Genomic DNA, 13910 nt, shown 5'->3' with positions numbered 1-13910 from the left:
TTCCTTTTTGTTAGTTATTAGTTACTTGCACCAGAAGTAGCATCAGCAGCTCCGTGGCCACCATCGGCTGAGTCAGAAGCGCCAGAAGTAGCATCGGCATCTCCGTGACCTCCAGCAGCAGGAGCAAAAGGTCCGCTACCGCCTACCAAATGTTGACCAGTTTCTTTCAAGTACCAGTCAAGCCATGGTTGGAAGTTAAAGACAATTTCATTGATACCAGCATATGATCCATCAGGATAGTACATAGCTTGGTAGTTGTGAGTATTGATAACACCTGCAGGTGAACCAGGAACAATTGTACGTACGTATTCTTGGTTTCCGTTACGAAGAGTTCCGATTACCCACTCAACGTTTTTCATACGTGCTGGTGGAAGTGATCCGTGAACTGTTGACATACGGCTACCAGATTGAGATGGGACACGTTTTGCAAACATTGTGTCAGGATCCTGGTGAGCATTGTTGTAGTAAAGGAATTGGTTGTTATCGTCAGCGTATGTTAGTTCAAAAGGCATAGCTTTCAAGAACATATCAATCTGGTTAACTGTCAAGATACCATGGTCAAGTTTAACATATGTATCACCTGAAACAGCACCTGTAATTTCTGCTACTTTTTCAACCCATTCTGGATCATCAGGGTCGACCTCTGTAATAGTTGTGGCAATTGGTTTTCCACAATCCAAATCTTCTGGTTCAATTGGTTTTGGTTTTTTCAATTTAGAAACGACTCCTACGTATTTGACAAAGTTATCTAAGCAAGACTCAAGGAATTTAACAGTTCCTTCGTTAATAATGTTTCCATTTGCGTCAAAAGCTTCTTTAGCTTTTCCAAGAAGGAACTCATTACCTGGCAATGTGTAGGCATTAACACCTGGTGCGTCAAGAATCTTACGAAGGTGAACTTGAGCACGTGAAGTTCCTTGGTCATAGTATGAAGCACCCACAATCATGACTGGTTTGTTTTCAAATGGATGAACTTCGAATGAAAGCCACTCAAGTACAGACTTAAGTGAAGCAGAAATAGTGTGGTTGTGCTCAGGAGTAGCAATAATCACACCATCAGCGCGAGTAATTTTGTTGTAAAGAAGGCGCAACTGGAAACTGTCATCCCATTTTTCGTCTTGGTTAAACATTGGAACTTCATCGATTTCCAAAACTTCTAGTTCAAATTTAAATTTAAACTGACGGCGGATGAACTCCAAGAGTTTGCGGTTATATGATTGATCGTAGTTTGATCCAACAAGTCCAACAAATTTCATTCTTTCGATCTCCTATCTTACAAATTTTCCCAGTCAAAGTCTTCAGCATCTTTGCGAAGAAGCTCTTGTGCGTTACGCAATTTCTCAGTAACTTTAACAAAGACACGGAAGTCATCAAAGATGGCATCCAATTTCTTGATGACATCAAGATCTACCAAGTCACCATTTTGATCAAATGCTTGAAGAGAATGTGAAAGCAAGAATTCATCTGGGAGAACATTTGCTTTGATTTCAGGAGCATTAAGAATTTGACGAAGTTGCAATTGAGCACGTGATGAACCGAGTGTACCATATGAAGCACCTGTAATCATGACAGGTTTGTTCAAAAGCGGGAATACACCATATGAAATCCAAGCAAGAGCGCTCATAAGAACAGCCGGGATTGAGTGGTCGTATTCTGGAGTACCGATAATAACTCCATCAGCAGCTTCGATTTTAGCAGCGATTTCCGTAGCTTCAGCTGGGATTTGTTTGTCAGCTGGTTTGTTAAATACAGGTAGATCTTTAATTTCTACCAATTCGATTTCTGCTTTATCAGCAAAGTGTTTCTGCATGTATTGAAGCAGTTGGCGGTTTGTGGAACGTTTTGAGTTAGTTCCTACAATAGCAATAAGTTTAAGCATGGGCTTTCCTTTCTCTTTTTGCATTATTAATGATTTATCGTTGGATACCAGATGAACAAGCTAAGCGTCCATCTTTGTCAATGAGGATAGCTTCGATACCATCAATATTTTCGACTTGCCACATAATAGAGGCGCTGCGTTCTCCAAATAATCGTGTGGTCCATATCTCGCCGTCAACAGAGCGGTCAGATATTATGGTTAAACTAGCTAAATCCGTTTCAATAGGATAGCCTGTTTCACTATCGAAAATGTGATGATAATCCTTGCCATTGATTGCAAGATGCCGTTCATAAATCCCAGATGTAACCACTGATTTTCCAGTAATAGACAAGGTTATCAGGTGATTACCGCGTGGATTATTTGGATCTTGAATGCCGATTTGCCACGGACGTCCATCTTTTGATTGATTGTTCCCAATTGTGAGGATGTTTCCTCCAAGATTGATAAGAGCAGAAGTGACGCCGTTTTCTTTTAAGAAAGCTGCAACCTTATCTGCACTGTACCCCTTTGCTAAACACCCTAAGTCAATTTTCATTCCCTTTTTTTCTAGGAAAACTGTAGAATTGACTGAATCGAGTTTAATAAAATGAGGGTCTATTAGTGGTAAGGCTGAAGCAATTTCTTCAGGGCTTGCAACCTTTGCATCGGAAAAACCGATACGCCAGGTTTGTACCAAAGGCCCTATACTAATATTGAGATGACTTTTAGGAGCTAGACTGTGTTCTAGACCTAATGAAATCAGCTCAAACAAATCAGGGTGGACTTTAACTGGGGCAATACCTGCCTGATAGTTAATTTCCATTAATTCAGATTCAGTACTGTTAGCATTGAAGCGGAATTCAAGTTCCTTGAGCAAATCAAAAGCTTGACGGAGAAGATTATCGGCTTGTTCATGTACTAAGGAAATAGTAATCGTAGTTCCCATTAATCGCTCAGATGATGAACTAAGAGGCAAAGAATCAACTCCCTTCGAATCACTCGGAAATAGCTACAAATCTTAAATTAATAAGAAATTTAAAATTTATAATCTATTTCCATATAAATAGAATATCATAAAGTCAGCGTTTTCACAAATCATTTTTTACAAAAAGTCAAGAAATATGCTTAAAAAAATAAAAACAGCTCCAAATCAATGAGGACTCTTTGAAAACAAATTGATATATCTTTCAAAAACTTTCTTAAATAACATCAAACGGGTTAAAAGTCTTGAAAACGTTCACAGATAATGGTATACTTGAGAGGTAAATAAAAAAATAAAGGTAGGATTTATCTTATGAGTAAAATCGTAGTCGTGGGTGCTAACCACGCTGGAACTGCATGTATCAACACTATGTTGGACAACTTTGGAAACGAAAACGAAATCGTTGTATTTGACCAAAACTCAAACATTTCATTCCTTGGATGCGGAATGGCACTTTGGATTGGTGAACAAATTGACGGACCTGAAGGTTTGTTCTACTCTGACAAAGAAAAATTGGAAGCGAAAGGTGCTAAAGTTTACATGAACTCACCAGTTCTTTCAATTGACTACGACAACAAAGTTGTAACTGCAGAAGTAGAAGGTAAAGAACACAAAGAATCTTATGATAAATTGATTTTTGCTACTGGTTCAACTCCAATCTTGCCACCAATCGAAGGCGTTGAAATCGTTAAAGGTAACCGTGAGTTCAAAGCAACTCTTGAAAACGTACAATTTGTTAAGTTGTACCAAAATGCAGAAGAAGTTATCGAAAAACTTGCTGACAAGAGCAAACACCTTGAGCGTATCGCTGTTGTAGGTGGTGGTTACATCGGTGTTGAGCTTGCTGAAGCTTTCGAACGTCTTGGAAAAGAAGTTGTACTTGTTGATATCGTTGACACTGTATTGAACGGATACTATGACAAAGACTTCACACAAATGATGGCTAAAAACTTGGAAGACCACAACATCCGTTTGGCACTTGGTCAAACTGTTAAAGCTATCGAAGGTGAAGGAAAAGTTGAACGCTTGATCACTGACAAAGAAACATTTGATGTGGATATGGTTATTCTTGCAGTTGGTTTCCGTCCAAACACTGCACTTGCTGATGGTAAGATTGAACTCTTCCGTAACGGTGCTTTCCTTGTAGACAAGAAACAAGAAACATCTATCCCAGGTGTATATGCTGTTGGTGACTGTGCGACTGTTTATGACAATGCTCGTAAAGACACTAGCTACATTGCTCTTGCATCAAACGCGGTACGTACTGGTATCGTAGGTGCTTATAACGCTTGCGGACATGAGCTTGAAGGAATCGGTGTTCAAGGATCAAACGGTATCTCAATCTATGGTCTTCACATGGTTTCAACTGGTTTGACACTTGAAAAAGCAAAAGCTGCTGGTTACAACGCAACTGAAACTGGATTTAACGACCTTCAAAAACCAGAATTTATGAAGCATGACAACTATGAAGTAGCTATCAAGATTGTCTTTGATAAAGACAGCCGTGAAATCCTTGGTGCTCAAATGGTATCTCGTGATTCAGCAATTAGCATGGGAATTCACATGTTCTCACTTGCAATTCAAGAACACGTTACAATTGATAAATTAGCATTGACAGACCTATTCTTCTTGCCACACTTCAATAAACCATACAACTACATCACAATGGCTGCACTTACAGCAGAAAAATAATTGATGATATGTCAATAAAAAAAGTAACTTCAACTATTGAAGTTACTTTTTTTATTTTAAGGTTAAGAAACCTCGTCTCTTGCTGGGAAAGTAAACCCTTCTCCAAGGATTTCGTGAGCTTCCGTGATAGTGATAAAGGCCATCGGATCAACTGTATGAATCATTTCTTTCATCTTGACAATTTCATTTCTTGCGACAATACAGTAAATAATCTTTAAGTCCTTTTGGCTATAGTAACCTTGCCCTGAGATAAAGGTAACACCACGACCGAGTTCTTTGTTAATTTTATCGGCTAATTCCATCGGTTTTTGAGTGATAATCATAAATCCTTTTCCAGCATATCCACCCTCACCGATTAGGTCAATAACTCTTGAAACGATGAAGTCAAATAAGAGAGTATAGGTTACAAGACGTAGGTCTTGGAAGATGATTAAAATCAACATTAGAATCAGAAAATCAAGTCCAAAAAGCAATTTTCCAACAGAGATATTGGTGTATTTATTAAGGATACGAGCGACGATATCAGTGCCACCAGTTGTTCCACCCGCGTTGAAAATAACTCCGAGTCCAACACCTAGGAGGACACCAGCTACTAGAGCAACCACAACCAAATCACCTTCAAGGTTAAACTGAAGAGGAATTTTTTCAAAGATAGCTAACCAGACGGAGACGGCAATGGTTCCAAGTAGACTGGAATATAGTGATCTTAGTCCAAATATTTTCCAAGCTAGTAGGAAGAGAGGGATATTAATCAAGATATTCATCAGCGAAATAGGGATATTAAAGAGGTAATAGGTAATCAAGGTTATCCCTGTTGCTCCGCCCTCGAATAAGTGATGTGGAACAACAAAATAAGTAAGTCCGAAGGCGAAGATAGCAGCTCCGAATATAATAGTTATAGTTGATTTAATATGCCGTAGCATTGAGCTCCCCTCCTATTTTTGTGTAAAAGTGAAGTAATAATATTTTTAAAATAAGACTGATATTACAACTTCATGGATTCAATTTTCTCGGAATCAGGTGTAACACGAAGTGTTTTTTGACCGGTATAGGTAACAAAACCAGGTTTTCCACCAGTCGGTTTATTGAGTTTTTTAACCTCAATCATATCCACTTGAACGAGATTAGAAAGACGTCCTTTCGAAAAGTAGGCTGCGAGTTCTGCAGCATCCGTCTTGACTTCGTCAGAAGGATTGAGGTTTCCTGAGATGACCACGTGGCTTCCTGGGATATCCTTAGCATGGAACCAAAGTTCCTCTTTGCGTGCAATTTTAAAGGTTAATTCCTCGTTTTGAAGATTGTTTCGTCCAACGAGAATAATGGTTTTACCATCACTAGCCAGATATTTCTCTGGCTTTTTACGCTTTTGAATTTTTTCGCGTTGGCGTCTTCTAATAAAACCAGTTTGAATTAATTCTTCACGAATTTCAGCAATTTCATCTAAACCAGCTTGGCTAAGAACGGTCTCTACACTTTCCAGATAAAGAATAGTAGATTTTGTTTCTTCGATTAATTCAGTCAGATATTTAACAGCCTCTTTTAACTTTTGATAACGTTTGAAGTATTTTTGAGCATTTTGATTTGGTGTTAAAGCCTTATCAAGTGCGATTATAATTGGCTGATTGGTGTAGTAGTTATCTAAGACGACTTGGTCTTGGTCATTTGGAACTTGATGAAGGAAAGTCGTTAGTAATTCACCTTTTTGTCGGAATTCCTCAGCGTTTTCAGTAGCCTGAAGTTCTTTTTCTTGCTTCTTAAGCTTTTGACGATTTTTTTGTAGTTCATTTTCAACACGACGAATGAGTTCACTAGCCTGTTGTTTGACACGATCACGTTCTGCCTTATCTTTGTAAAAAACATCAAGAAGTTGAGATAAGCTTGAAAAATGTCCTTCAATTTTAGTTGAAAAAGGGACACAAGAAAAAGACTTATCAGTTAAGCATGGATTTGTTTCTTGATTAAAAAAGTTACGGAAATTGGAAAGTCTTTCAATAGTTAATAAATTTTCTAATTCAAATGCCGTATCACGGCCTAAACCTTGAAAGAGAACTTGAAGATTTTTAGCTGTCAATTCCTGTGTTTGTAGGATTTCAAAAAGTTTTTCATCCTTGATGGTAAAAGGATTGAGAGCCTCCGTACTTGGTGGTGCTAAGTACGTTGCACCAGGTAGGAGTGTACGGTAACTATTTTGAGAGAAACCAATGTGTTTGATAACCTCAAGAACTTTATTGCTAGACTTATCTACAAGGAGAATATTACTATGTTTACCCATAATCTCAATGATGAGGGTGGCTTGGATATTGTCTCCAATCTCATTCTTGTTAGAAACAGTGATTTCAACGATTCGATCGTTTTCAATCTGCTCGATAGACTCGATAACAGCACCCTGTAAATATTTCCTCAAAACCATGATAAAGGTAGAAGGTTGAGCAGGGTTTTCAAAGGTCGTTTCTGTTAACTGGATGCGTCCGAAAACAGGGTGAGCAGAAAGGAGCAGACGATGACTTTGGCGATTGCTACGGATTTGTAAGACCAATTCTTGGTCAAAGGGTTGATTAATTTTTTGAATGCGACCGTTTAGTAATTCAGCTCGCAATTCCTCAACCATGTGGTGTAAAAAAAATCCATCAAATGACATGGTTCTCTCCTTATGAATGTATTCCATAGTATTATATCAAAAAGGTAGAATAAAATCATAGAAATATGGTATAATAAAGCCAAGTAAAGAGAATCGAGAAGCACATGTATATTGAAATGGTAGATGAAACTGGTCAGGTTTCTGAAGAAATTTTAAAGCAAACACAAGAAATTTTGGAATTTGCTGCTAAAAAAATTGGAAAAGAAGACAAGGAGATGGCAGTCACTTTTGTGACCAATGAACGCAGTCATGAACTCAATTTAGAGTTTCGTGATACTGACCGTCCAACAGACGTTATTAGTCTTGAATACAAACCTGAATTAGAGATTACCTTTGACGAAGAGGATTTGGCAGAAGATCCTGACTTAGCAGAAATGATGTCAGAATTTGATTCTTATATCGGCGAGTTATTCATTTCAATTGATAAAGCGCATGAGCAAGCTGAAGAGTACGGTCATAGTTTTGAACGTGAAATGGGCTTTTTAGCTGTGCACGGTTTTTTACACATAAACGGTTATGATCACTACACTCCGGAAGAAGAAGCGGAGATGTTCGGTTTACAAGAAGAAATTTTAACAGCCTATGGACTCACAAGACAATAAACGAAAATGGAAGAATCGCGACTTGCTTTCAAGTTTAGATTTTGCCCTGACAGGTATTTTTACTGCCATAAAAGAAGAGCGTAATATGAGAAAGCATACGGTGACTTCTCTCTTAGTTCTACTTGCAGGCATTGTTTTTCAAGTTTCCAGAATTGAATGGCTATTTCTCCTATTAAGCATTTTTTTAGTAATTGCTTTTGAGATTTTAAATTCTGCTATTGAAAATGTAGTGGATTTGGCTAGCCATTATCACTTCGATATGCTTGCAAAGAAGGCTAAAGACATGGCTGCAGGTGCAGTTCTTGTTGTGTCTTTATTTGCTGCAGTGACTGGACTTATCATTTTCATCCCTAGGATTTGGGATTTGCTATTTTAAACATTATAGAGGTAACTATGACATTTAAATCAGGCTTTGTAGCCATTTTAGGACGTCCCAATGTTGGGAAGTCAACTTTTTTGAATCATGTCATGGGGCAAAAAATTGCCATCATGAGTGACAAGGCGCAGACAACGCGCAACAAGATTATGGGAATCTACACGACCGATAAGGAACAGATTGTCTTTATCGATACGCCGGGAATTCACAAACCTAAGACAGCTCTTGGAGATTTCATGGTAGAGTCAGCCTATAGCACTCTTCGTGAAGTCGATACGGTTCTATTCATGGTCCCAGCAGACGAGCCACGAGGGAAGGGTGACGATATGATCATCGAACGTCTTAAGGCTGCTAACGTACCAGTCATTCTCGTGGTAAACAAGATTGACAAGGTGCACCCAGACCAACTTTTGGCTCAAATCGATGATTTCCGTAATCAGATGGACTTCAAGGAAATTGTACCGATTTCAGCTCTACAAGGAAATAATGTTTCGCGTTTGATTGATATTTTGAGCGAAAACTTAGAAGAAGGTTTCCAATATTTCCCGTCAGATCAAATCACCGATCACCCAGAACGTTTCCTAGTATCAGAGATGATTCGTGAAAAAGTGTTACACTTAACGCGTGAGGAAATTCCACACTCAGTTGCAGTAGTGGTTGATTCTATGAAACGAGATGAAGAGACTGACAAGGTTCATATCCGAGCAACCATTATGGTCGAGCGTGACAGCCAAAAAGGGATTGTCATCGGTAAAGGCGGTGCCATGCTCAAGAAAATTGGAACCATGGCTCGTAAAGATATCGAACTCATGCTAGGAGACAAGGTCTTCCTAGAAACATGGGTCAAGGTTAAGAAAAATTGGCGCGATAAGAAATTAGATCTTGCCGATTTTGGTTACAACGAAAAAGAATATTAAGAAGAGGTGGGCAGTAGCCTGCTTCTTGTTTTTAGAGAAGGAGGAGCTATGCCTGAGTTACCTGAGGTAGAAACAGTTCGGCGAGGTCTGGATAAATTGATTCTGGGGAAGAAGATTTCAAACATTGACATTCGTTACCCCAAGATGATTAAAACTGATTTGGATGAATTTCAGAAGGAAATGCCCGGTCAAGTCATTCAATCAATGGGACGTCGTGGCAAGTATTTACTTTTCTATTTAGACGACAAAGTTTTAATCTCTCACTTGAGAATGGAAGGCAAGTATTTTTATTATCCAGACCAAGTGCCAGAACGCAAACATGCTCATGTGTTGATTCATTTTAAGGATGGCGGGACTTTAGTCTATGAGGATGTCCGTAAGTTTGGGACTATGGAGTTGCTTGCTCCTGAGCTTTTAGAAGCTTACTTTATTTCAAAAAAACTTGGTCCGGAACCGACTGAGCAGGATTTTGATTTAGGGAGTTTTAAACTAGCCTTGAAAAAATCTAAAAAACCAATCAAATCGTATCTTCTCGACCAGACTTTGGTTGCAGGATTGGGAAATATCTATGTTGATGAAGTTCTTTGGAGAGCGAAAGTCCATCCTTCTAGAACCTCTAATAGTTTAACAGCACAAGAGGCTAGAAAAGTACATGATGAAACAATCAATGTTTTAGGTCAGGCGGTTGAAAAGGGTGGTTCAACAATTCGCACTTATACCAATGCATTTGGAGAAGATGGCACCATGCAGGAATTTCATCAAGTATACGACAAGGCGGGTCAAGCTTGTTCGCGTTGTGAAACCATCATCGAAAAAATTCAATTAGGTGGTCGTGGAACCCACTTTTGTCCTAAGTGTCAAAGGAGGAAGTGATGGGAAAAATAATCGGAATCACTGGTGGTATTGCGTCAGGTAAGTCCACTGTCACAGAATTATTAAGACAAAAAGGGTTTCAAGTTGTAGATGCGGATGCAGTCGTCCACCAACTACAAAAACCTGGTGGACAACTCTATCAGGTTTTAGTGGAGTATTTTGGGGAGAAAATCCTTCTTGAAAATGGTGAACTGAATCGCCCCTTACTTGCTAGCCTTATTTTTTCAAATCCAGAAGAGCAGGAATGGTCTAAGAGAACCCAAGGTGAGATTATTCGTGAGGAGTTAGCTGCATTACGAAATCAGTTTGCTCAGACAGAAGCTCTCTTTTTCATGGATATCCCCCTACTTTTTGAGCAGAACTATGCTTCATGGTTTGACGAAACTTGGCTAGTCTATGTAAATCGTGATGTTCAATTGGAGCGATTAATGAAACGGGACCAAATTTCAAAAGAAGCAGCTGAATCCCGTTTAAACTCTCAATGGCCTTTAGAAAGAAAAATTAGTCTGGCTAGTCACAGTCTAGACAATAATGGGAATCAGGAACAGTTGATAGCTCAAGTAGTTCAGTTGTTTGAAGAAATGTGTCTATAAATCAACATTGTTAGGAAGGAGAATTTTGGTATTGTTTGTTCAAATCATCTTAGATTGAAATAGTATCAAATACAAAAAATCTAGTGCGTGTAAAAATTAATCTAAAATGCTCCTCTTGTGGCAGCATGAATTATCTAACCAGTAAGAACTCCAAAACACATCCAGATAAGATTGAAGTCTTAAAGTATTGTCCCAAAGAAAGAAAAGTGACTCTACATCTTGAATCTAAGTAGAAATTATGGTAGAATAATAGGGATTTTAAGGAGTTTGATATGTATAACCTATTATTAACCATTTTATTAGTATTATCTGTTGTGATTGTGATTGCAATTTTTATGCAACCAACTAAAAATCAATCTAGCAATGTATTTGATGCCAGCTCAGGTGATTTGTTTGAACGTAGCAAAGCGCGTGGTTTTGAAGCCGTAATGCAACGTTTGACAGGAATCTTAGTCTTTTTCTGGCTAGCCATTGCCTTAGCATTGACGGTATTATCAAGTAGATAAGAAAATAATGGGCGAGACTAGGTCTTTGCCTATTTTTATTTTTTAAAGAAATAAGGATTTACACCAAAAAAATTTAACAATCTAGAAAGAAAACATGAAAGATAGAATAAAAGAATATTTAAAAGAAAAGGGACGAGTCACTGTCAATGACTTGGCTCAAGCTCTTGGAAAGGATGGTTCCAAGGACTTTCGAGAGCTCATTAAAACCTTGTCCCTGATGGAGAGAAAACACCAAATTCGCTTTGAAGAAGATGGTAGTCTCACCTTGGACCAAAAGAAGAAACACGAGATTACTCTTAAAGGAACTTTTCATGCCCATAAAAATGGCTTCGGATTTGTTAGTCTCGAAGGCGAGGAAGACGATCTTTTTGTTGGGAAAAATGATGTGAACTATGCCATTGATGGCGATACAGTTGAAATTGTAATCAAGAAGGTTGCGGATCGCCAAAAAGGAACTGCAGCTGAAGCGAAGATTATCGATACTTTAGAACACAGTTTGACGACGGTTGTTGGTCAAATCGTTCTTGATGAGGAAAAACCCAAGTATGCAGGTTACATCCGTTCAAAAAATCAAAAGATAAGTCAACCAATCTACGTTAAGAAGCCAGCTATTCAATTAGACGGTACAGAAGTTCTCAAGGTCTTTATCGATAAATACCCAAGTAAGAAACACGATTTCTTTGTCGCTAGTGTCCTAGATGTGGTTGGACATTCTACAGATGCAGGGATTGATGTCCTCGAGATCTTGGAGTCAATGGACATTGTATCTGAGTTTCCAGAGGCTGTTCTCAAAGAAGCGGAGAGTGTTCCGGATGCACCATCAGAGAAGGATCTGGAAGGTCGTCTGGACTTAAGAGATGAAATTACCTTTACCATTGATGGAGCTGACGCTAAGGACTTGGATGACGCTGTTCATATCAAACCATTGAAAAATGGAAATATCGAACTAGGTGTTCACATTGCCGATGTCTCCTACTATGTGACAGAGGGTTCTGCTCTTGACAAGGAAGCTCTCAATCGTGCGACCTCTGTATATGTGACAGACCGTGTAGTTCCAATGTTGCCAGAGCGCCTCTCAAACGGAATCTGTTCTCTTAACCCTCAAGTGGACCGCTTGACTCAATCTGCTATTATGGAAATTGACAAAAATGGTCGTGTTCGTAACTATACGATTACACAGACTGTTATCAAGACAAGTTTTCGTATGACTTATAGTGATGTCAATGATATCCTAGCAGGTGATGAGGAGAAGAGACGAGACTATAAGAAAATCGTTCCTAGTATCGAGTTAATGGCTAAGCTCCATGAAACTTTGGAAAGTATGCGAATTAAGCGTGGTGCTTTAAATTTTGATACCAATGAAGCTAAGATTTTAGTTGATAAAAAAGGCAAGCCAGTTGATATTGTTCTTCGTCATCGTGGTGTCGCTGAACGTATGATTGAGTCCTTTATGTTGATTGCTAACGAAACAGTTGCCGAGCACTTCAGCAAGCTGGACCTACCTTTTATCTATCGTATCCATGAGGAGCCTAAAGCTGAGAAAGTTCAGAAGTTTATTGATTACGCTTCAAGTTTTGGATTACGAATCTATGGGACTGCCAGTGAGATAAGCCAGGAAGCCCTTCAAGACATCATGAGTGCTGTTGAAGGCGAGCCATATGCGGATGTATTGTCCATGATGCTTTTGCGTTCGATGCAGCAGGCTCGATATTCTGAGCATAATCACGGTCACTATGGATTAGCTGCAGACTACTACACTCACTTTACAAGCCCAATTCGTCGTTATCCTGACCTTCTTGTTCACCGGATGATTCGTGACTATGGACGTTCTATGGATGTAGCAGATCATTTTGAACAGGTCATTCCAGAGATTGCTACCCAGTCTTCAAACCGTGAGCGCCGTGCCATCGAGGCAGAACGTGAAGTCGAAGCCATGAAAAAAGCTGAATACATGGAAGAGTACGTTGGCGAAGAGTATGATGCAGTTGTTTCAAGTATCGTTAAATTTGGTCTTTTTGTTGAATTGCCAAATACAGTCGAAGGCTTGATTCACATTACAAATCTCCCTGAATTTTATCATTTTAATGAACGCGATTTAACCCTCCGTGGGGAGAAATCAGGAATTACTTTCCGAGTTGGACAGCAGATCCGTATTCGTGTCGAAAGAGCCGATAAGATGACTGGCGAGATCGATTTCTCCTTTATTCCAAGCGAATTTGATGTCATTGAGAAAGGATTAAAACAGTCCGGCCGTAAGGATAGAAGCCGTCGTTCCGATAAGAAAGAAGACAAGAGAAAAGCTGGTCGTTTAGGTGATAATCGCAAGCACTCTCCAAAAGATAAGAAGAAAAAGAGCAAGAAACCTTTTTATAAGGAAGTAGCAAAGAAAGGAGCTAAGCATGGCAAAGGGCGAGGGAAAGGTCGTCGCGCAAAATAAAAAGGCGCATCACGATTATACAATCGTAGATACGCTAGAAGCTGGAATGGTCCTGACAGGAACTGAAATTAAGAGTGTTCGAGCAGCTCGTATCAATCTGAAAGATGGTTTTGCTCAAGTGAAAAATGGGGAAGTTTGGCTGAGCAATGTTCATATCGCTCCTTATGAAGAGGGCAATATCTGGAATCAAGAACCAGAACGTCGTCGTAAACTCCTCCTTCATAAAAAACAAATCCAGAAATTAGAGCAAGAAACTAAAGGGACAGGGATGACGCTGGTTCCCCTTAAAGTCTATATAAAAGATGGTTATGCCAAGTTACTTTTAGGACTTGCAAAAGGGAAACACGATTATGATAAACGGGAGTCCATTAAACGCCGTGAGCAAGATCGTGATATTGCGCGTGTGATGAAAGCTGTTAACCACCGATAGAAAGAG

Annotated in this window: 15 protein-coding genes; 10 read left to right on the top strand and 5 right to left on the bottom strand. The window is 39.1% G+C overall.

The window, feature by feature from the left end; all coding sequences use genetic code 11:
• Positions 1-17: 17 nt before the first annotated feature.
• From QM382_RS03155 to QM382_RS03145, 3 genes are read right to left on the bottom strand one after another with little or no spacing between them, the layout of a single operon-like run.
• Complete coding sequence (locus QM382_RS03155; RefSeq protein WP_303405136.1) at positions 18-1256, bottom strand: NAD(P)H-dependent oxidoreductase; 1239 nt, start codon at positions 1254-1256, stop codon at positions 18-20.
• Between the two features lie 17 nt (positions 1257-1273).
• Complete coding sequence (locus QM382_RS03150) at positions 1274-1879, bottom strand: NADPH-dependent FMN reductase (RefSeq protein ID WP_049495091.1); 606 nt, start codon at positions 1877-1879, stop codon at positions 1274-1276.
• A 34-nt stretch (positions 1880-1913) separates the two neighbouring features.
• A complete protein-coding gene (locus tag QM382_RS03145; RefSeq protein ID WP_303405138.1) occupies positions 1914-2834 on the bottom strand; it encodes an FAD:protein FMN transferase in 921 nt (306 codons plus the stop codon).
• Positions 2835-3152: 318 nt separating this feature from the next.
• Between QM382_RS03145 and nox the strand changes: the two genes are divergently transcribed.
• On the top strand, positions 3153-4532 hold the full coding sequence (nox, locus tag QM382_RS03140) for a H2O-forming NADH oxidase (protein WP_414272407.1): 1380 nt from the start codon (positions 3153-3155) through the stop codon (positions 4530-4532).
• A gap of 62 nt (positions 4533-4594) precedes the next feature.
• Here nox and QM382_RS03135 read toward each other — a convergent pair whose 3' ends face one another.
• Together QM382_RS03135 and QM382_RS03130 are read right to left on the bottom strand one after the other, a co-directional pair.
• The gene (locus tag QM382_RS03135) at positions 4595-5455 is read right to left on the bottom strand and encodes a YitT family protein (protein WP_036754697.1); all 861 of its coding nucleotides are present in this window, start codon (positions 5453-5455) and stop codon (positions 4595-4597) included.
• A 62-nt stretch (positions 5456-5517) separates the two neighbouring features.
• Positions 5518-7170 carry an NFACT family protein gene (locus tag QM382_RS03130; RefSeq protein ID WP_414272406.1) on the bottom strand — a complete coding sequence of 551 codons (1653 nt, stop codon included), beginning with the start codon at positions 7168-7170 and terminating at the stop codon, positions 5518-5520.
• Between the two features lie 104 nt (positions 7171-7274).
• Between QM382_RS03130 and ybeY the strand changes: the two genes are divergently transcribed.
• The 9 genes from ybeY to smpB all read left to right on the top strand — a co-directional run bounded on the left by ybeY (position 7275) and on the right by smpB (position 13904).
• Complete coding sequence (ybeY, locus tag QM382_RS03125; RefSeq protein WP_178895119.1) at positions 7275-7772, top strand: rRNA maturation RNase YbeY; 498 nt, start codon at positions 7275-7277, stop codon at positions 7770-7772.
• Positions 7753-8148, top strand: a complete 396-nt coding sequence (locus tag QM382_RS03120) for a diacylglycerol kinase family protein (protein ID WP_178895118.1) — start codon at positions 7753-7755, stop codon at positions 8146-8148. The genes ybeY and QM382_RS03120 overlap by 20 nt, the downstream gene beginning before the upstream one ends.
• Positions 8149-8165: 17 nt before the next feature.
• Positions 8166-9065 (top strand): GTPase Era, encoded by a 900-nt coding sequence (era, locus tag QM382_RS03115; protein WP_414272405.1) that lies wholly within the window; start codon positions 8166-8168, stop codon positions 9063-9065.
• Between the two features lie 48 nt (positions 9066-9113).
• The gene (mutM, locus tag QM382_RS03110) at positions 9114-9938 is read left to right on the top strand and encodes a DNA-formamidopyrimidine glycosylase (RefSeq protein WP_414272404.1); all 825 of its coding nucleotides are present in this window, start codon (positions 9114-9116) and stop codon (positions 9936-9938) included.
• Positions 9938-10531 carry a dephospho-CoA kinase gene (gene coaE / locus QM382_RS03105; protein WP_414272403.1) on the top strand — a complete coding sequence of 198 codons (594 nt, stop codon included), beginning with the start codon at positions 9938-9940 and terminating at the stop codon, positions 10529-10531. The genes mutM and coaE overlap by 1 nt, the downstream gene beginning before the upstream one ends.
• Positions 10532-10614: 83 nt before the next feature.
• Positions 10615-10764, top strand: a complete 150-nt coding sequence (gene rpmG, locus QM382_RS03100; protein ID WP_007519517.1) for a 50S ribosomal protein L33 — start codon at positions 10615-10617, stop codon at positions 10762-10764.
• Positions 10765-10803: 39 nt separating this feature from the next.
• The gene (secG, locus tag QM382_RS03095; protein ID WP_000282517.1) at positions 10804-11037 is read left to right on the top strand and encodes a preprotein translocase subunit SecG; all 234 of its coding nucleotides are present in this window, start codon (positions 10804-10806) and stop codon (positions 11035-11037) included.
• Between the two features lie 94 nt (positions 11038-11131).
• Complete coding sequence (rnr, locus tag QM382_RS03090; RefSeq protein WP_414272402.1) at positions 11132-13474, top strand: ribonuclease R; 2343 nt, start codon at positions 11132-11134, stop codon at positions 13472-13474.
• Positions 13437-13904, top strand: a complete 468-nt coding sequence (smpB, locus tag QM382_RS03085; protein ID WP_001051741.1) for an SsrA-binding protein SmpB — start codon at positions 13437-13439, stop codon at positions 13902-13904. The genes rnr and smpB overlap by 38 nt, the downstream gene beginning before the upstream one ends.
• The last annotated feature ends 6 nt before the right edge of the window (positions 13905-13910 follow it).

Source organism: Streptococcus infantis, assembly GCF_047465185.1.
Lineage (GTDB): Bacteria > Bacillota > Bacilli > Lactobacillales > Streptococcaceae > Streptococcus > Streptococcus infantis_O.
Note: the sequence above shows the minus strand (reverse complement) of the source record. Positions and strands in the feature narration are given on the sequence as shown.